The 18,881-nt window shown below is 38.4% G+C and carries 21 protein-coding genes; all 21 read left to right on the top strand.

Features of this window, described 5'->3' with window-relative positions:
* Positions 1–75 precede the first annotated feature (75 nt).
* The 21 genes from fapR (at position 76) to KI375_RS04735 (ending at position 18,719) form a co-directional block, all read left to right on the top strand.
* The gene (gene fapR, locus KI375_RS04835) at positions 76–660 is read left to right on the top strand and encodes a transcription factor FapR (RefSeq protein ID WP_207452961.1); all 585 of its coding nucleotides are present in this window, start codon (positions 76–78) and stop codon (positions 658–660) included.
* Entirely contained in the window at positions 657–1,646 is a 990-nt protein-coding gene (gene plsX, locus KI375_RS04830) for a phosphate acyltransferase PlsX (RefSeq protein WP_212972385.1), read from the top strand. The genes fapR and plsX overlap by 4 nt, the downstream gene beginning before the upstream one ends.
* A 297-nt stretch (positions 1,647–1,943) precedes the next feature.
* A complete protein-coding gene (gene fabD, locus KI375_RS04825) occupies positions 1,944–2,885 on the top strand; it encodes an ACP S-malonyltransferase (protein ID WP_212972384.1) in 942 nt (313 codons plus the stop codon).
* Between the two features lie 3 nt (positions 2,886–2,888).
* Positions 2,889–3,632 (top strand): 3-oxoacyl-[acyl-carrier-protein] reductase, encoded by a 744-nt coding sequence (gene fabG, locus KI375_RS04820; RefSeq protein ID WP_212972383.1) that lies wholly within the window; start codon positions 2,889–2,891, stop codon positions 3,630–3,632.
* Between the two features lie 111 nt (positions 3,633–3,743).
* Positions 3,744–3,977, top strand: a complete 234-nt coding sequence (locus tag KI375_RS04815) for an acyl carrier protein (RefSeq protein ID WP_212972382.1) — start codon at positions 3,744–3,746, stop codon at positions 3,975–3,977.
* Between the two features lie 207 nt (positions 3,978–4,184).
* Positions 4,185–4,922 carry a ribonuclease III gene (gene rnc / locus KI375_RS04810; RefSeq protein WP_212972381.1) on the top strand — a complete coding sequence of 246 codons (738 nt, stop codon included), beginning with the start codon at positions 4,185–4,187 and terminating at the stop codon, positions 4,920–4,922.
* A 26-nt stretch (positions 4,923–4,948) separates the two neighbouring features.
* Positions 4,949–8,512: a chromosome segregation protein SMC gene (gene smc, locus KI375_RS04805; protein ID WP_212972380.1), complete on the top strand. Its 3,564-nt coding sequence runs from the start codon at positions 4,949–4,951 to the stop codon at positions 8,510–8,512.
* Positions 8,513–8,530: 18 nt separating this feature from the next.
* Positions 8,531–9,526 (top strand): signal recognition particle-docking protein FtsY, encoded by a 996-nt coding sequence (gene ftsY / locus KI375_RS04800; RefSeq protein ID WP_212972379.1) that lies wholly within the window; start codon positions 8,531–8,533, stop codon positions 9,524–9,526.
* 82 nt (positions 9,527–9,608) lie between these two features.
* Positions 9,609–9,941 (top strand): putative DNA-binding protein, encoded by a 333-nt coding sequence (locus KI375_RS04795; RefSeq protein ID WP_207452967.1) that lies wholly within the window; start codon positions 9,609–9,611, stop codon positions 9,939–9,941.
* An 11-nt stretch (positions 9,942–9,952) separates the two neighbouring features.
* The gene (gene ffh, locus KI375_RS04790) at positions 9,953–11,296 is read left to right on the top strand and encodes a signal recognition particle protein (RefSeq protein ID WP_212972378.1); all 1,344 of its coding nucleotides are present in this window, start codon (positions 9,953–9,955) and stop codon (positions 11,294–11,296) included.
* Positions 11,297–11,503: 207 nt separating this feature from the next.
* Positions 11,504–11,776 carry a 30S ribosomal protein S16 gene (gene rpsP / locus KI375_RS04785; RefSeq protein WP_057986695.1) on the top strand — a complete coding sequence of 91 codons (273 nt, stop codon included), beginning with the start codon at positions 11,504–11,506 and terminating at the stop codon, positions 11,774–11,776.
* An 11-nt stretch (positions 11,777–11,787) separates the two neighbouring features.
* Positions 11,788–12,018, top strand: coding sequence for a KH domain-containing protein (locus KI375_RS04780; protein WP_207452954.1), 231 nt, complete (start codon positions 11,788–11,790; stop codon positions 12,016–12,018).
* A gap of 510 nt (positions 12,019–12,528) precedes the next feature.
* The gene (locus KI375_RS04775; RefSeq protein ID WP_212972377.1) at positions 12,529–12,921 is read left to right on the top strand and encodes a YlqD family protein; all 393 of its coding nucleotides are present in this window, start codon (positions 12,529–12,531) and stop codon (positions 12,919–12,921) included.
* Between the two features lie 4 nt (positions 12,922–12,925).
* On the top strand, positions 12,926–13,447 hold the full coding sequence (gene rimM / locus KI375_RS04770) for a ribosome maturation factor RimM (RefSeq protein WP_212972376.1): 522 nt from the start codon (positions 12,926–12,928) through the stop codon (positions 13,445–13,447).
* Entirely contained in the window at positions 13,444–14,121 is a 678-nt protein-coding gene (trmD, locus tag KI375_RS04765; RefSeq protein ID WP_212972375.1) for a tRNA (guanosine(37)-N1)-methyltransferase TrmD, read from the top strand. The genes rimM and trmD overlap by 4 nt, the downstream gene beginning before the upstream one ends.
* A 295-nt stretch (positions 14,122–14,416) precedes the next feature.
* Positions 14,417–14,761: a 50S ribosomal protein L19 gene (gene rplS / locus KI375_RS04760; protein WP_212972374.1), complete on the top strand. Its 345-nt coding sequence runs from the start codon at positions 14,417–14,419 to the stop codon at positions 14,759–14,761.
* A gap of 151 nt (positions 14,762–14,912) precedes the next feature.
* Positions 14,913–15,470, top strand: a complete 558-nt coding sequence (lepB, locus tag KI375_RS04755) for a signal peptidase I (protein ID WP_212972373.1) — start codon at positions 14,913–14,915, stop codon at positions 15,468–15,470.
* Between the two features lie 17 nt (positions 15,471–15,487).
* Positions 15,488–16,345, top strand: a complete 858-nt coding sequence (gene ylqF / locus KI375_RS04750; protein ID WP_212972372.1) for a ribosome biogenesis GTPase YlqF — start codon at positions 15,488–15,490, stop codon at positions 16,343–16,345.
* Positions 16,346–16,356: 11 nt separating this feature from the next.
* On the top strand, positions 16,357–17,136 hold the full coding sequence (locus tag KI375_RS04745) for a ribonuclease HII (protein ID WP_212972437.1): 780 nt from the start codon (positions 16,357–16,359) through the stop codon (positions 17,134–17,136).
* A 6-nt stretch (positions 17,137–17,142) separates the two neighbouring features.
* Positions 17,143–18,435: a hypothetical protein gene (locus tag KI375_RS04740; protein WP_212972371.1), complete on the top strand. Its 1,293-nt coding sequence runs from the start codon at positions 17,143–17,145 to the stop codon at positions 18,433–18,435.
* Entirely contained in the window at positions 18,432–18,719 is a 288-nt protein-coding gene (locus tag KI375_RS04735; protein ID WP_207452947.1) for an EscU/YscU/HrcU family type III secretion system export apparatus switch protein, read from the top strand. Before KI375_RS04740 ends, KI375_RS04735 begins: the two co-directional genes overlap by 4 nt.
* Positions 18,720–18,881 lie beyond the last annotated feature (162 nt).

Genomic DNA, 18,881 nt, shown 5'->3' with positions numbered 1-18,881 from the left:
GTTGCGCATTGCTCCTTCTTTTTATATACTACTGTTAATACCTAGTCTTAATATCTTGATTGGTGCTGATGAAATATGAGACCTCCAAAAAAAGAACGTCAAAATTTATTACAAGAGACAATCCTTGAAAATCCATTTATTACGGATGAGGAATTAGCAGGGAAATTTTCTGTAAGTGTGCAAACCATTCGCCTTGATCGGATGGAGTTGGCGATCCCTGAATTAAGAGAGAGAATTAAAACTGTGGCAGAAAAACATGTAGAAGATGAAGTGAAAGCTCTGCCGATTGAAGAAGTCATTGGTGACATTATTGATATTGAATTAGATGAAGCTGCAATTTCGATCTTTGATGTCCAAAAGGAGCATACTTTTAAACGAAACGCAATTGCAAGAGGACATCATTTATTTGCGCAAGCCAATTCACTTGCTGTGGCTGTGATAAATGACGCGCTTGCCTTAACGGTTAAGGTAAATATTCACTTTACACGACCAGTAAAAGCTGGGGAAAGAGTGATTGCAAAGGCAAAAGTGCGAAAACAGCAATGGCAAGGAGATCGTACGATTGTGGATGTAAAAAGCTTTGTCGATAAAGAATTAGTGTTTAAGGGAGAATTTGAGATGTTTCGTTCTAGTCAAACGTCAGAAGGTGAGAAAGTATGAAAATTGCGATTGATGCTATGGGAGGGGATCATGCTCCTAAAGAAATTATCCTTGGTGTTCATCGTGCGCTGGAGGAATTTCCCGATATTGAATGTACGTTATTTGGAAATAAAGAAGAAATAAATCAGTATATTAAAGAAAATGAGCGGATAACGATCGTTCATACAGATGAAAAGATTGAATCAACGGATGAACCTGTTAAAGCTGTTAGAAGAAAAAAGACAGCTTCAATGGTAATGATGGCACAAGCTGTCAAGGATAAAACTGCTGATGCCTGTATTTCTGCAGGAAACACTGGGGCTTTAATGGCTGCTGGCCTATTTATTGTGGGAAGAATCAAAGGGATTGATCGTCCTGCTCTTGCTCCAACATTACCAACATTAGATGGAAAAGGGTTTGTTTTTTTAGATGTAGGGGCTAATGCAGATGCGAAGCCGGAGCATTTATTGCAATACGCAATTATGGGCAGTATTTATGCACAGAATGTAAGAAAGATTACTCAACCTAGAGTGGCGTTATTGAATATCGGAACAGAAGAAAATAAAGGGAATGAATTAACGAAAAAAGCCTTCACATTACTTCAAGAGTCCAACTTGAACTTTGTTGGCAATATTGAATCACGTGATGTATTAGACGGCTCCGCTGATGTAATCGTGACAGATGGGTTTACGGGCAACGTTGTACTAAAAACAATTGAAGGGACAGCAGCAAGCCTTTTTTCTATGTTAAAAGATACCTTTATGAATAGTTTCAAAAATAAATTAGCAGCTGGTCTCATTAAATCAGACTTGATGCAAATTAAAAATAAAATGGATTATACAGAATATGGTGGTGCTTGTCTGTTTGGATTAAATGCGCCGGTTGTGAAAGCACATGGTTCTTCCAATGCCAATGCTATTTATCATGCAATCAGACAAACTAGGGAAATGGTACAACATCAAATTTCCGAAACAATTGCCACCTCATTAAAAACAGACAATGAATAATATGAGTTCAAAAAAAGGATAAAAAGAACCAGTCGGCGACTATGCTGACACTAGTATATCCTGTACATCGAGAGTTCGAAGTGGCGAAGTTTTCGCGCAGTGGAATGTATGCTTTTAAATACATAATCGCAAGAAGAACTTCTCTGAATCTGCATCGCACGAAGGGAAAGCGGTTTTCTTTTCTGTGGAGCAGTTGTGGTGACTTCGACGTTCGACATAGGACGTGTCGGTGTTTAGTTGAACGCAGTGTCATTTTTAACGGACTTTTTTGAATATCGAATAGAGGGAGAGATAGGTATGGGGAAAATAGCCTTCGTATTTCCTGGTCAAGGGTCTCAAACCGTTGGAATGGGAGCTTCTGTAAGGGAAAAGGAAGAAAATGCAAAAAAAATATTTGATTTAGCAGATAAAAGCTTGGGCCGTGATTTGACATCCATTATACTAGATGGCCCTCAAGAAGAATTAACAAAGACAGCAAACGCGCAACCAGCTCTTCTTACAACAAGTATTGCGCTTTTACAAGCTTTGAAGGAGGCAGGTATTCAACCAGATTATACGGCTGGCCACAGTCTTGGGGAATATACCGCATTAGTGGCAAGTGACGCCATCTCTTTTTCCGAAGCTGTTTATGCTGTCGCAAAACGAGGGGAATTAATGGAAGAAGCCGTGCCAAATGGTGAGGGCACAATGGCGGCTGTCCTTGGAATGGATCGAAATCTGCTAACTGATATTTGTCAGAAGGTAACGGATAAGGGAAAATCAGTGCAGTTAGCAAATATGAATTGCCCTGGCCAAATTGTGATTTCTGGTTCGGTTGATGGGGTCACTGAAGCAGGAGAAGAAGCGAAAAAAAATGGGGCAAAACGAGTGCTGCCTTTGCAAGTGAGTGGACCTTTTCATTCCGCTTTAATGAAACCTGCAGCAGAAAGATTTGCGGCTGTTTTGGATGATATACAAGTTCAGGAAGCACAAATTCCAATAATTGCCAATGTAACAGCGGAACCAACAAATAAGCAAAACGAGATTCGCGAACTGTTGCTGGAGCAATTGTATTCACCTGTTTTATGGGAGGATTCTGTACGAAAAATGATTGATCTTGGTGTCGATACTTTTGTGGAAATTGGACCAGGAAAAGTATTAACAGGCCTTATTAGAAAAATTAATAGAGAGGTAACAACTTTCTCTGTTCAAGATCCGGAAAGCTGTCAGGCAGCTATTACAGCCTTAAGGGGGGAATGATCGATGAAACTCGAGAATAAAGTAGCGATTGTCACAGGTGCCTCTAGAGGGATCGGTAAGGAAATTGCCCTTACGCTTGCAAAGGAAGGGGCAAATGTAATTGTGAATTACTCTGGCAACGAAGAAAAAGCACGGGAAACAATGGATGAGATTGTCGCTTTAGGAAGAAAATCAATGATTTATCAATGTAATGTAGCTGACTCTTCTTCCGTTCAATCGATGATCAAGGAAACTGTTCAAGAGTTTGGAAAAATAGACATTTTGGTGAATAATGCCGGCATTACCCGGGATAATCTATTAATGAGGATGAAAGAATCCGAATGGGACGATGTCTTAGATACCAATTTAAAAGGCGTCTTTCATTGCACGAAAAGTGTATCAAGACCAATGATGAAGCAACGGCAAGGAAGAATTATTAATATTTCCTCTGTGGTAGGGTCAAGCGGTAATCCTGGACAAGCGAATTATTCTGCGGCAAAGGCTGGTGTTATTGGATTAACTAAAACATCTGCTTTGGAGCTAGCGACGAGAGGGATTACTGTAAATGTGATTGCACCTGGTTTTATTACGACCGATATGACAGAAAAATTACCGGAAGATACAAAAGAAGCAATGTTGAAGCAAATTCCATTAGGTTCACTAGGTGAGCCAAAAGACATTGCAGCACTAACCGTTTTTCTGGCTTCCGACGATGCGAAATATATTACTGGCCAGACCATTCATGTGAATGGCGGAATGTACATGTGAAAAATTTGACTTTTGTGTTATGGCTTGTATATTCAGCATGATCCTCGCTGATAGAGTTTCACTTTATCTTTTGGACAGATTCGACTATAATACTTGAGGGGAGGTGACAAAATGGCAAACACAGTAGAGCGTGTAACAAAAATTATTGTGGATCGTTTAGGTGTTGAGGAATCAAAAGTAACGCTTGAAGCTTCATTTAAAGACGACCTAGGTGCTGATTCACTAGATGTTGTTGAACTTGTCATGGAATTAGAAGATGAGTTTGATATGGAAATCTCTGATGATGATGCTGAAAAAATTGCAACAGTAGGCGATACAGTCAATTACATAGAAAGTAATGCCTAGTCTAATGTAAGGATATGTCCCGTCGATTGCTGACGGGGCTTTTCTACGTTGTATAGAATTTTTTTTAGTGTATACACTGTGGAGAGAAAATGGTTTAATCTAGTGTAGGTGCTGGAGCTTGACGACAAAACTCAAAAATTATAACTTATCTCAAAGCTAAGATTTTATATTTTCCTAACGACAAAAAATCAACTTAGGTGAGGATCTATGCGCAAAACGAATCGAAGCAAAACAAAAAATCATTTTGAAAATCAAAAAATAAAGGATTTTCAAGAGAGAATCGGCATGCAATTTCAAAATGAACGCTTATTAAAACAGGCTCTTACCCATTCATCTTATGTGAATGAGCATCGCAAAAAAAACTATGAAGATAATGAACGCTTAGAATTTTTAGGCGACGCGGTTTTAGAATTAACAATTTCCCAATACTTATATAAAAAGTTTCCGACTATTAGTGAAGGAGAACTAACAAAACTTCGTGCTTCTATTGTTTGTGAACCAGCTCTAGTTGAGTTTGCAAATGAATTAGAATTTGGCGATGCAGTGCTTCTGGGAAAAGGGGAAGAAATGACAGGGGGGCGCGCACGGCCAGCATTGCTAGCAGATGCATTTGAAGCTGTTATAGGCGCCCTATACCTTGATCAAGGGTTAGACAAGGTGATAGCATTGTTAGAAAAAGTTGTCTATCCTAAAGTAGATGCAGGTGCTTTTTCGCATGCGATGGATTTTAAAAGCCAACTTCAGGAAGTCGTTCAAAAAGATGGGACAAGGACATTATCATATCAAATTTTACAAGAAGTGGGACCAGCCCATAATCGCATATTTATATCCCAAGTTTCTCTAGAGGGCAAGATCCTTGGAGAAGGAAAAGGGCGATCGAAGAAAGAGGCGGAACAACATGCGGCGCAGATGGCCTTAGATCATTTGCGTTCAGATAAACAATAATCCTGTAAAAAAAGAGGAGGATGATGATGTTCCTCAAGCAACTAGATATTATCGGATTTAAATCATTTGCAGAGAAAACGACACTTGAATTTGTGCCTGGCGTTACAGCAGTTGTTGGTCCGAATGGAAGTGGAAAAAGTAATATTACCGATGCGATACGCTGGGTTTTAGGGGAGCAGTCTGCACGATCATTGCGTGGAGGAAAAATGGAGGATGTCATTTTTGCGGGTAGTGATTCTAGAAAATCGCTCAATTTCGCGGAAGTTTCTCTTACATTAGATAACGAAGATGGAACCTTACCTGTTGAATATAATGAGGTGTGTGTCACCCGGAGAGTTTTTCGAAATGGTGACAGTGAATATTTATTGAATGGGCATAGTTGTCGGCTGAAAGATATTGTTGACTTATTTATGGATTCAGGACTAGGAAAAGAAGCTTTCTCTATTATCAGTCAAGGAAAAATTGAAGAGATATTAAATAGTAAACCTGAGGAACGAAGGACAATATTTGAAGAGGCAGCAGGCGTTTTAAAATACAAAAATCGAAAGAAAAAGGCTTCACTTAAACTTCAAGAAACATCTGAGAATTTAAATCGAGTAAATGATATTTTGTATGAATTGGAAGGCCAGTTGGAACCCCTCGAAATGCAAGCGTCAATGGCAAAAGATTATTTACAGAAGAAGCAGGATTTAGAGACACATGAAATTGCTTTAACTGTCTATGAAATAGATGAAAAGCATACCCAATGGGAAACTGCTAAAAAAGTGTTGGAAAAACTAACAACCCAGGAAAAAGATCGATCCTCTTATATTCAACAGATTGAGTTATCACTAGAGAATGAAAGAAGCCAATTAAGTGCTTTTGATGAAAAAATTACTGAATGGCAATCTGCCTTACTGACCGCTTCAAAAGATTTGGAAAAGCTTCAAGGTAGACTGGGGATATTAAAAGAAAGAAAAAATAACGCAGCGTTAAACTCTGGGCAATTGCAGAAAAACATTACGGATGCTGAACAAAAAATAACCTTAATTAAACAAAAACAAGAAGATACGGAAGCTGAACTTCATAAAAAGAGAAATGAAGCTCGAGAACTTAAGAAAATATTAGTAGACAAGAAGAAAATGGCCAGTGCCCTCAATGATTCGATTGAGGAGACGATCGAATCATTAAAAAGTGATTATATTGAAGTGCTGAATCAACAAGCAACAGCGAAAAATGAATTTCGTTATTTACAGCAGCAATTAGAACAACAGATTGCCAAGAGTAATCGATTAGATCAAGAAAATAGAAAATATCTTGAACAACGAGCAAATTATATCGCACAATTAGATGAGAAAATGCAGGAAGTAGAAAAAATTGACAGCGAGTTAACTGCTCAAATTGAGCAATTTCGAGCTGCACAAAGTTTGACTAAAGACATAAGAGAAAAATATGAAGCAAAGAATGAATTGTTAAACAAGGCCTATCAGTTTATTCAAAAGGCGGAATCCCGTAAAGATACGTTAGAAGAAATGGAAGAGGATTACACAGGTTTTTATTATGGGGTAAAGGAAGTCCTGAAGGCTAAAAAGAGTGAATTAGCAGGGGTTGAAGGAGCGATTGCCGAACTTATCCATGTTCCTCAGCAATTTGCAAAGGCAATGGAAACAGCTCTTGGTGGAGCTATGCAACATATTGTTGTTAATACTGAAGCTGATGCACGGAATGCGATTGCCTTTTTGAAAAGAAAGCAATTAGGAAGAGCTACATTTTTACCTATGGATGTAATTAAAGGGAGGAGCTTACCTGCAAATCAACGAATAGATCTCTCTACTCATCCCTCTTTTGTAGGAATAGCAGCAGATCTAGTGGAAACCGATCAAGCTTATAAACAAGTGATCGAGCATTTGCTTGGCAATATTGTGATTGCCGACTCTTTAGCAGGAGCGAATCAACTAGCAAAACAATTACAGTTCCGTTATCGAATCGTTACCCTTGATGGGGATGTTGTGAACCCAGGCGGCTCGATGACAGGTGGTGCCACTAAACAAAAAACGACTTCTTTATTAGGACGGAAAACCGAGCTAGAAGAGCTCAAAAATAAATTAATAGAAATGAAAAGCAAAACCAAGAATGTTGAAGAAGAGTGGCAAGAACTTAAAGAACAATTAGCAAATAGTGAACAACAAGTGGAGGAAATGAAACAGAATGGCGAGCAGCTTCGCCTGCAAAAAAATGAAGCGCAAGCCGATCTTTCCCAGATAGAGATGACGAAAAAAAATGTTGATGATCGTCTTGCTCTATATGATTTAGAAACAACCGAGTTAAAAGAAGAGAAAAATAAAATAAAGGAACGAATGGACGCCTTAGAAAAAATTACTGCTGAATGCAGTGAGAAAATCGTTTCTTTAAATGCAAAAATAGATGAATTAACTAAGCAAAGAAATGATGAAAGGCAATCCAAAGAATCGCTTGAGAGAGAAATTAATGAGCTCTCATCAAAATCTGCTGTCATAAACGAGCAGCTTCAGTCTACTGAGAAACAGCTTAAGAATCTTGCAACTGAATTTGATGAGGCAGAGTCGCATAAAAACTCACTTATGGATGAATGGGGATTTATTCAAGGAGAGATGACAGGACATCAGACAAGTGAAGAAGACCTAGCTCAGCTGATACAACAAGGCTCTAGTGAGAAAGATGGAATAGAAGAGCGTTTGAATAAGGAAAGAGAAGACAGATTCCAATTACAAGTATTGATTGAGCAAAGGGAAGCCGATCTAAAAGAACAGAAAAGATTATACTCTGGCATAAGCAATGCCTTGAGAGCAGAAGAGGTTAAAAAGAATCGGCTCGATGTTGAGCTGGATAACCTGCTACATATGCTGCGTGAAGATTATTCCCTATCATACGAAGGGGCGAAAGATCAATATCCTTTGATCTTATCTGTTGAAGAAACACGAAAAAAGGTTAAATTAACTAAACTAGGCATTGAGGAACTAGGTTCTGTTAATCTAGGATCTATAGAAGAATATGACCGAGTTTACGAAAGATATCATTTTCTTTTGGAACAACAGACAGATCTAACAGAGGCAAAAACGCATCTATTTCACGTAATGGATGAAATGGATGATGAAATGAAAAGAAGATTTGGCACAACCTTCCATGAAATCCAAGACCAATTTATGGGTGTGTTTAGGGCGCTGTTCGGTGGTGGACATGCGGAATTGAAGCTTACAGATCCATCAGATTTGCTTAATACAGGAGTGGATATTGTTGCTCAACCACCTGGAAAAAAATTGCAAAATTTAAGTCTTTTATCAGGTGGCGAAAGATCTTTAACCGCAATTGCCTTGCTTTTTTCTATTTTAAAGATTCGCCCCGTACCTTTCTGTGTTTTAGATGAAGTAGAAGCGGCCTTAGATGAAGCTAATGTACAGAGATTTAGTCATTATTTACGAGCATTTAGTCAAGAGACACAATTTATCGTCATTACGCATCGCCAAGGTACAATGCAAGGAGCAGATGTGCTGTACGGTGTTACCATGCAGGAATCGGGAGTGTCTAAAATCGTATCTGTTAAGTTGGAAAATGCACAAGAGATGGTGCAATAAATAAAGGGGGGACTTAAAATGAGTTTTTTTAATAAATTAAAAGAAAAATTTACTTCTTCATCAGATTCTGTATCCGAAAAGTTTAAAACGGGATTAACGAAAACAAGAGATCAATTTGCTGGCAAGGTAAATGACCTCGTTGCTCGGTATCGAAAGGTTGATGAGGACTTTTTTGAAGAATTAGAAGAAATTCTCATTCAAGCGGATGTTGGTTTTGAAACAGTAATGGATTTAGTTGAAGAATTAAAGTTAGAAGTGAAAAGAAGAAACATAAAAGATCCCGCGGAACTACAACCCGTAATCTCAGAAAAATTGATTGAGATTTATGATGGTGGGGAAAATCTATCCTCAGAATTGGCTATAAAAGATCATGAATTAACGGTTATATTATTTGTTGGCGTCAATGGAGTTGGAAAAACGACGACAATTGGGAAACTAGCTCATAAATTTAAGCAAGAAGGAAAAAAGGTAATGTTAGCTGCTGGAGATACCTTCCGAGCTGGTGCGATTGAACAATTAGAAGTATGGGGACAGCGCGTCGATGTCGATGTTATAAAGCAGGGGGAAGGATCAGACCCGGCCGCTGTAATGTATGATGCTTTACAGGCGGCGAAATCGAGAAAAGTGGATATTCTTCTATGTGATACAGCTGGGCGCTTGCAAAATAAAGTGAATTTGATGAAAGAATTAGAAAAAGTGAAACGTGTACTTGAAAGAGAAATACCGGGCGCACCGCATGAAGTCTTGCTTGTTTTAGATGCGACAACTGGCCAAAATGCTTTGATTCAAGCCAAGACTTTTAAAGAAGCTGTTGATGTTAGTGGAATCGTCCTATCGAAGCTTGATGGGACAGCTAAAGGTGGAATCGTCCTGGCTATACGTAATGAATTGAATTTGCCAGTGAAATTTGTTGGGCTTGGTGAGAAAATGGATGATCTTCAAGAATTTGATCCTGAAAAATATGTTTATGGGCTTTTCTCTGATATGATTGACAATGTAGAGGAAGAAAAATAAAGGCCTCTTGACAATCCTGTTATTTATCGGTATTATTTTGCTGTAAAGGCGTTTAACTTAACAAGGTGGGTTTTACATGACAATGCTTGAGAAAACTACGCGCATCAATTACTTATTTGATTTTTATCAAGCTTTGTTGACTCCAAAACAAAGGAATTATATGTCCCTTTATTACTTGGATGATTTTTCATTGGGTGAAATAGCCGAAGAATTCCAGATCAGTCGTCAAGCTGTTTATGATAATATTAAAAGGACAGAGGCGATGCTGGAGGATTACGAAGAAAAGTTGAATTTATTTCATAAATACCAAAAACGAAAAAAAGTCACCAAGCAAATGAAACTTTGTCTGGATCAAGACAAATTGGATAAAGTGATGTTGGAACATTTTATAGGTTTGCTTGATGAACTGGATTAGGGGGCGGCCATATGGCATTTGAAGGTTTAGCCGACCGATTACAGGCAACAATGCAAAAAATCCGCGGTAAAGGGAAGGTTTCAGAAGCGGATGTAAAAGCGATGATGCGTGAAGTCCGACTTGCTTTACTTGAAGCAGATGTCAACTTTAAAGTTGTCAAGCAGTTTATCAAAAAAGTAAGCGAGAGAGCTGTTGGACAAGAGGTTATGAAAAGTCTAACACCAGGACAACAGGTTATCAAAGTAGTAAAAGAAGAGCTAACAGATTTGATGGGTGGGGAGCAAAGCAAAATCGCTGTAGCAAATCGTCCTCCAACGGTTATTATGATGTCCGGTCTTCAGGGGGCTGGTAAGACAACGACAACCGGGAAGTTAGCCAATTTACTTCGTAAGGAATATAATCGGAAGCCATTATTGGTGGCTGCTGATATATATCGGCCAGCTGCGATTAAACAATTAGAAACGATTGGCAAACAGTTAGATTTACCCGTTTTTTCAATGGGGGATCAAGTAAGTCCAGTTGAAATTGCACAAAAAGCAATCGAAAAGGCGAAGGAAGAACATTTTGATTATGTCTTGATTGATACAGCAGGGCGCTTGCATATTGATGGTGAACTCATGCAAGAATTACAAGATGTGAAGGAAGTTGCACGTCCTGATGAAATTTACCTGGTTGTGGATGCGATGACTGGGCAAGATGCCGTAAATGTCGCAAAAGCATTTAATGATCAACTGGAAGTTACTGGTGTAGTTTTAACGAAGCTAGACGGTGATACAAGGGGTGGTGCTGCCCTATCTATTCGTGCGGTAACTGATAAACCAATCAAGTTTGTTGGTATGGGTGAAAAAATGGATGCATTGGAAGCTTTTCATCCAGAACGCATGGCTTCTAGAATTCTAGGCATGGGTGATATGCTGACATTAATCGAAAAAGCGCAAGACTCAGTAGATGAAGAGAAAGCAAAAGAATTAGAACAAAAAATAAAGCATGCTTCGCTTGATTTTGATGATTTCTTAGAGCAATTATCACAAATGCGGAATATGGGGCCACTTGACGAATTATTAAAAATGATGCCTGGGGCCAATAAGATTAAGGGAATGAATAATCTGCAGATTGATGAAAAACAAATCAATCGAATAGAGGCAATCATTCATTCCATGACACAGCAAGAAAAGCAACAACCTGATATTATCAATTCAGGACGCAGACGACGAATTGCAAAAGGAAGTGGCACAACCATTCAAGAGGTTAACCGGCTTTTAAAGCAATTCGAAGAGATGAAGAAAATGATGAAACAAATGTCTGGTATGCAACAAAAAGGCAAGAAGAAAGGCTTTAAGCTTCCTTTTATGTAATGTTCGTACGTCGCTGGACAGGCTTTTTCGCTTTTCATTGTTGTTTAGGAAATTATAAAATTGTAGCTTGTGGATAAGTAGCTTATGTTGCAGTCGACATCCAGCTCCAGCGCTTTTCTAGATTGTTAAGAAAAAATACTTTACAACCAAAACACTTATTTGATATTATTATATCTTGTGTGAAACTATTCGGAGGTGCTATATAAAATGGCAGTTAAAATTCGCTTAAAACGTATTGGGGCAAAAAAGGCTCCTTTCTATCGTATCGTAGTTGCAGATTCTCGTTCTCCACGTGATGGAAGAATTATTGAAGAGATTGGCACATATAATCCGGTTGCACAACCGGCTCAAGTGACAATTAATGAAGAAAATGCGATTAAATGGATGCAAAATGGTGCAAAACCATCTGATACGGTTCGCAACTTGTTTTCAAAACAAGGGATCATGGAAAAATTCCATAACGCCAAGCTTGGCAAATAATTGGGATAAGCATGGAAAATTTAATCCTGTCGGTCGTCAAGCCAATTGTTGATTTTCCTGACAACGTTCGTGTGGAGACAAAGGAAGAAGAAAACCATGTCATTTATAAACTTATTACTCATGAAGAGGATATCGGAAAAGTAATTGGGAAGAATGGTCGAGTAGCAAAATCCATTAGGGCGATTATTTATGCAGCAGCAGGACAAAAACAACAAAAAAAGGTTTACTTAGAAATCGACTGAGTAAAGCAGAGGCGCCCATAGCGATTTATACTTCATGTAGGATGAAGCTAAAAGTTTGCTAAGTGCTAAAGCTTGTTCTAAATGAAGGGAGGCGAAGACACCTCCCTTCATTTTGATTTTATCAAAGGATGTTCAAAAAGTCCGGTAAAATTGACACTGCGAGATAAAGGATCTTCGACTAAGTACCGACACGTCCTGTGTCGAACGTCGAAGTAACCACGTCCTGTGGTAGCTCGTTGGCTTGTTTCTACGCTGCTCATGTATCAGGATAAGGATCTTCTGCTAAAATCGCCCACGTCTTGTGGGCAACGCAGAAGTCAGTACATCCTGTACAAGTCCGCTGCTCGAAACGGCGCCGCCTCGAACTTTCGACGCACAGGATGTGCTAGTGTCGGCGTTGCTGACAGGACATCAGCGCTCTTAGCCGACAGGTCCTTTTTATCCTCCTTTTTGAACAGGTATTATAAGATAATTAAACACTATACATAAAAATGTTCGGAGGATGATTAGATGAAGATTCTCCAGAAAGTAAATGTCAAACAAGTATTGACAGAACAAAGTAAAGATCAATTACTAAAAAAATATGAACGAAATAAACAGCAATTAGAGAAAGAGTGTGACCAGCTTTTTTTCGAAATGAAAAAGCTTGAACGGAATCGTAAATATCCCGCAGGCGGGTTAAAAACCCAATTTGATAAGGAAATTGATCTTCGTAAAGAAAAAATAAAAATGATTGAGTTTCAAATAGAACAAGTTGAAATACTTCCGCTTGGCAGTGAATTACAAGATCAAGAAGTTTCCGCAATGGTTGACATTAGTGTTGGTGATCATTGGGAAGAAACGGTTAGTGGTAAGACAATCATAATCAAAGATGGAATCATAACAGAGATACGGGAGAGGTGATTAGATGGAAAAATGGTTTAATGTTGGAAAAATCGTAAATACCCATGGCATTCGCGGAGAAGTAAGGGTGATCGCAACGACAGATTTTCCTGAGCAACGATTTGCAATAGGTCAACAACTTCATCTTTTCTTACCAAAGAATCCATCTCCTTTGCAGCTCACAATCAAAAGTCATCGCAAACATAAAAACTTCGATTTACTTTCATTTACAGGGTATAACAATATAAACGATGTGGAACATTGGAAAAATGCTATACTCAAAGTTTCTGAAGACCAGTTAGCTGCACTTCCTGAAGGTGAATTTTATTTTCATGAAATTATCGGATGCACGGTGCTAGATGAAAATCGCAAGCCAATTGGAATTGTCAAAGAAATACTCACTCCTGGCGCCAATGATGTATGGGTTGTAAAATCGGATGAAGGAAAGGAATATCTGATCCCCTATATCCAGGACGTGGTAGAGGAGATTTCAATCGACAATAAAGAAATTTTCATTCACCCAATTGAGGGATTGTTGGACCTATGAAAATCGACATCTTAACCTTATTTCCCGAAATGTTTGCAGGTGTATTAGGAAGCTCCATGCTAAAAAAAGCAGAAGAAAAAGAGGCTGTCTCTTATTCACTTGAAAATTTCCGGCGATTTTCCAATAACAAACATCATACGGTCGATGATTATCCATATGGTGGCGGAGCTGGAATGGTGTTAAAGCCGCAACCAATTTTTGATGCTGTATCACACTTAACAGAAAACACAGACACGAAACCAAGAATCATTTTACTATGTCCTCAAGGAGATCGTTTTGATCAGAGTAAAGCAGAGGAATTGGCTCAGGAAGAACACTTGATTTTTATTTGTGGTCATTATGAGGGCTACGATGAAAGAATAAGAGAGAATCTTGTGACAGATGAAATTTCAATCGGAGACTATGTCTTAACAGGCGGAGAATTAGGGGCGATGGTTGTGATTGACTCAGTCGTTCGTTTACTTCCTGGTGTTCTGGGAAATGAAGATTCTCCAATTCACGACTCGTTCTCGACAGGATTACTAGAACATCCTCATTACACAAGACCGGCCGATTTTAGAGGAATGAAAGTCCCTGACGTATTATTATCGGGAAACCATGCCAAAATTGCCGAATGGAGAAAAGAACAATCACTGAAAAGAACGAAGGAACGGCGACCGGATTTATTAGAATAGTATTTAAGAGGATTAGGAAGCGCTTTAAGATATCAAATAAGCATATACGCTCTCTATCAGCTTCTATCAAGTCTTTTCCTTAAATCGCTAAAAATTTTCGATCTACGGATCATTTGCTTGATGATACAGTCCATTCAGCTCCAGTGCTTCTTTGTTTTTGTTATTGCAATGAATGATACCATATGGTAATATAGTTTAGTGGCAGAGGCTGTGATAGTCTTGTTTGCCGTAACAACGATGTTCCGCTGCAAGGATGAAAGTTTGTATGAACTTCGGTTGGAAGGAGATGAATTCGATGCACAAAATTATTGAAGAAATTACAAAAGAGCAACTTAAAACAGACCTACCAAAGTTTCGCGCTGGTGATACGGTACGTGTTCATGTGAAAGTTGTTGAGGGTACTCGTGAGAGAATCCAGCTTTTTGAAGGTGTTGTGATTAGACGCCGTGGTGGTGGGATCAGTGAAACATTTACTGTTCGCAAAATCTCTTATGGTGTTGGGGTTGAACGTACTTTCCCTGTACACACTCCAAGAATTGCAAAGCTTGAAGTCGTGCGTCGTGGTAAGGTTCGTCGAGCAAAACTTTACTACATGCGTAAATTACGCGGTAAAGCAGCGCGAATTAAAGAAGTTCGCTAATTATGTACTAACCTTATATGTAACATGCAAAAAGGAGGAGCTTGTGTATGCAAGCTCTCTTTTTATATAAAGAGTAGCAAAAGGAAGTTTTTTATTATCTTGTTTTACTGTACAATAGAAAGGAAAACAGGTTGGTACTGGAGTGATTGGAATGGATGATGAAAAATCAGTAAAGGAAAAAAATGAACTTTGGGAATGGACAAAAGCGCTATTAATTGCTGTAGCATTAGCTGCTATTATTCGTTTCTTTCTTTTTACTCCTATAGTGGTAGATGGTTATTCTATGACGCCCACTTTGCATGATGGAGATAAGATGATTGTCAACAAGCTTGGTAAGCCAAATCGATTTGACATCATCGTATTTCATGCACCAGAGCATAAGGATTACATCAAGCGCGTTATTGGATTGCCAGGGGATACAGTAGAGTATCGGGATGATGTGCTATATATCAATGGAGAGGCTTATGAGGAGCCTTATTTGAAAAAATCTAAGCAGGAACTTTTTGATGGAAAGTTAACAGATGATTTTACTCTAGAAGAAACACCTGTAGGTACAGAAACTGTCCCAGAGGGAGAAGTGTTTGTCATGGGGGATAATCGTCGTTCTAGTAAAGACAGTCGCCATATTGGAACAATTTCTATGAATGAAATCATTGGTGACACCAGTGTTGTATTTTGGCCATTACAGGATATTCGAATGGTGAAGTAACGAGTGGAGTGAGTGCTATGACGATACAATGGTTTCCAGGCCATATGGCTAAAGCAAGACGGGAAGTAACAGAGAAATTAAAATTAGTCGATATAATTTTTGAACTTGTTGATGCACGTATACCTGTGTCATCATCCAATCCAATGTTAAAAGAAATCATCCAACAAAAACCAAGATTAATTCTATTAAACAAAGCGGATATGGCGGATCGACAAGTAACGGAAGAATGGATTGCTCAATATGCAAATCAAGGCTTAATGGCAGTAGCGGTTAACTCTCAGGCTGGTAAAGGGATGAATCGAATTATGAAGGCATCCGAAGAGATTCTAAAAGAAAAAAGGCTGAGGGATAAAGCAAAAGGCCTGCGTCCAAGAGCCATCAAGGCAATGATTATTGGCATTCCCAATGTTGGTAAGTCCACCTTGATTAACCGATTAGCAAAACGAAATATAGCGAAAACCGGAAATACACCAGGGGTGACTAGATCACAACAGTGGATCAAGGTCGGCAAAGAGCTTGAACTTTTGGATACTCCTGGGATATTATGGCCAAAGTTTGAAGATCCCGTGACGGGATATAAACTTGCTTTGACAGGAGCAATAAAGGATACATTATTAAATATGCAAGATATTGCTGAATTTGGTTTGCAGTTTCTTCATTCTCGTTATCCTGACAGGCTTATGGAACAATATAAACTTAATGAGTTACCAAAGGATCATTTATCTTTGTTTAAAGAGATTGCTGTTTCCTTACGGTACATAGCGGATGAAGATGAACCAGATTATGAGAAAACAGCTGAAAAAATAGTTAGAGACATTAGGATGCAAAAATTTGGTAACCTCTCATTGGATGATCCAGAAAGCGTAGAAATATGACAGAATCCAGTATAAATACATTATCCATCCGTGAAATTGAAGCAATCCTTTTAGAAATAAATAACGGGGATGACCCATTCTTAATGCAATTAAAAATGGATTCACGAAAAGGAGTACAAACGCTTTTACAGCGTTGGTACAAACAAAAGGATTTAGAGAAAAGCCGTTTCATGCAATATGAGGCGATGTCTCATCATGAAAGAAAGGCTCGGCAAATGGGGTACCATTTCATTGCAGGAATAGATGAAGTAGGACGCGGCCCACTTGCAGGGCCAGTTGTTTCTGCAGCTGTCATTTTGCCTGAAAATTATTACATATTAGGATTAAATGATTCAAAAAAATTAACGATTAATAGACGCAATCAACTTTACGAGCAAATTATGGATAAGGCTGTTGCTGTTGGAATCGGGATGATTTCTGCAAAAGAAATAGATGAAGTGAATATTTTACAAGCAACCAAAAAGTCGATGCTTATTGCTTTACAGAATTTACAGGTGAGACCAGACTTTTTATTGATTGATGCCGTTCAATTAAATAGTATTTATCCTGAATCCTCCATTGTGAAAGGCGATATGAATAGTGTAAGCATTGCAGCAGCTTCGATTATTGCGAAGGTAACAAGGGATCAATTAATGAATGATTATGAAACTCAATATCCTGGATATGGATTCCAAGAGCATAAGGGTTATGGAACGAAAAGACATTTAGAAGCAATTAGGCAATTGGGGTCATGCCCGATTCATCGTACTTCATTTGCACCGATTAAATCTCTATATGAAGAAAGGGATTAGCAAAAAATGCAATTTGAATCGATCATTCGTTCCTTTTTACAAACTGTAAGCGAAGGAAAAGGTGCAGCCTTTAAATCAGGACAAATTTTTTATGGGAAATTGGGTAAGCTTTTTTCAGGTCAATATGCGGAAATCCGTCTGGGAAGCCACAAGCTAATGGCGAAATTGGAAGCTCCTCTAGTAAGTGGTAAAGGTTATTGGTTTCAAGTTTCTTATCAATCAGGAGAAATGACCTTAAAAGTCCTTGATAAAGAACATAAATCTTTCAATACAATGAAATCCCCTCTTTCTCCTCAGTTGCTAGGACTTCGCGATACAAAGCTAAACCATAAATTCACAGAATTTTTAATGGATGAACAACTTCGTTTTACGAAGGAGGAAGTTCAGAAGGGAGCTCGTTTCCTATCTACTGTGGATGATGCTGAGGCAGCCATGCAGGTTTTAAAGATGGTCAGTAAAAAACAGTTACCTGTTACTGATAGTATTTTTAAATCTTTGTACGCTATAACGAAAGAAACAACGCCATTATCTTCTTCCATTGGTCAGTTAAGGCAACTGCTGTTAGCTCAAGAAACTCATAGTGAGACAGCAAAATCCTTGTTAAATCTACTGGAAAATTGGGATATGACTGTGAATTTGCTAGAAAAAGGCGGAGCCGACAGTTTTGGAAGAGAAGTATTTTTAGCTAAAATGAAGCAATCTCTATCAATGCTAGGACTGAATTATGAAGCAGAGCTATTTCATAATCAAGTAAATAAAGAGACAATCGGTACATTATTCAAACCCCTAATCGTAAAACTGGTACAAGAAAATTCAGCCCTGATGAATGCAAGCATTCAGGAAGCTGCAGAAAATTTATTATTAAGAATGAACGGTCAGCATCTTCTTTCGATTAGCAATCATACTTTCCAGACACATCTTTATGAAATTCCTATTCAACTGGGTTCTCTTTTGAAAGATTTTACAATTCAGTGGACAGGGAGAAAAACAGATAATGGGCAATTTGATCCTGATTATTGTCATATTATGTTTTATTTAGATTTAGAAAATCTAAATTCGACGATTGTGAATATGCAAGTTCAAAACCGGATTGTCCATGTTCTTATCATCAATGATTGGCATGAAATAAAAGCACAGGCTCAATCATTTATCCCAATTTTGCAAGCAGGTTTAGAAGAGCTTAACTATAGTTTGTCTGGCGTTCACTTTAAGACAGGTGATAATCGAAACAAGCAAATGAGCAGGCACCCATTTTCGAATCATACAAGCTTTGATACTGGGGTTGATATTAGAGTATGAAGAATCAGAAAGAACAAAATCGAAAAGAAGCAATTGCGCTTGGTTACCAAAGGGAAAAACATGAGGCACCGATCGTATTGGCGAAAGGAAAAGGATTAATAGCAGAGAATATTTTGGAAAAGGCTAAAGACAATGAAATTCCTATCCAACAAGACCCTGCCTTACTTGAATTATTAGGACAACTGAACATAAATGAAGCAATACCTGAAGAATTATACCAGGCTGTTGCAGAAGTATTTGCTTTTGTCTATCGGTTGGATCAAGAAAAGGCTGATGATTCCTAAAGTGAGTTTTATAGACTCATCGCAAGCCCGCTTGGATCGGTAATCAACGGTTGCTAGCTCTTAAGTTGTTATGGAGATTGCGATCTCGTTCTATGTAGTTGAGTTGATGGTCGTACCAAGATAAACATTAGTAACCGCTCAAATAGTGGACATAAAGTTGCC

Origin of the sequence: Bacillus sp. J14TS2 (assembly GCF_018333015.1) — a bacterium.
In the GTDB taxonomy this organism is placed as follows: domain Bacteria; phylum Bacillota; class Bacilli; order Bacillales; family Bacillaceae_C; genus Lederbergia.
Note: the sequence above shows the minus strand (reverse complement) of the source record. Positions and strands in the feature narration are given on the sequence as shown.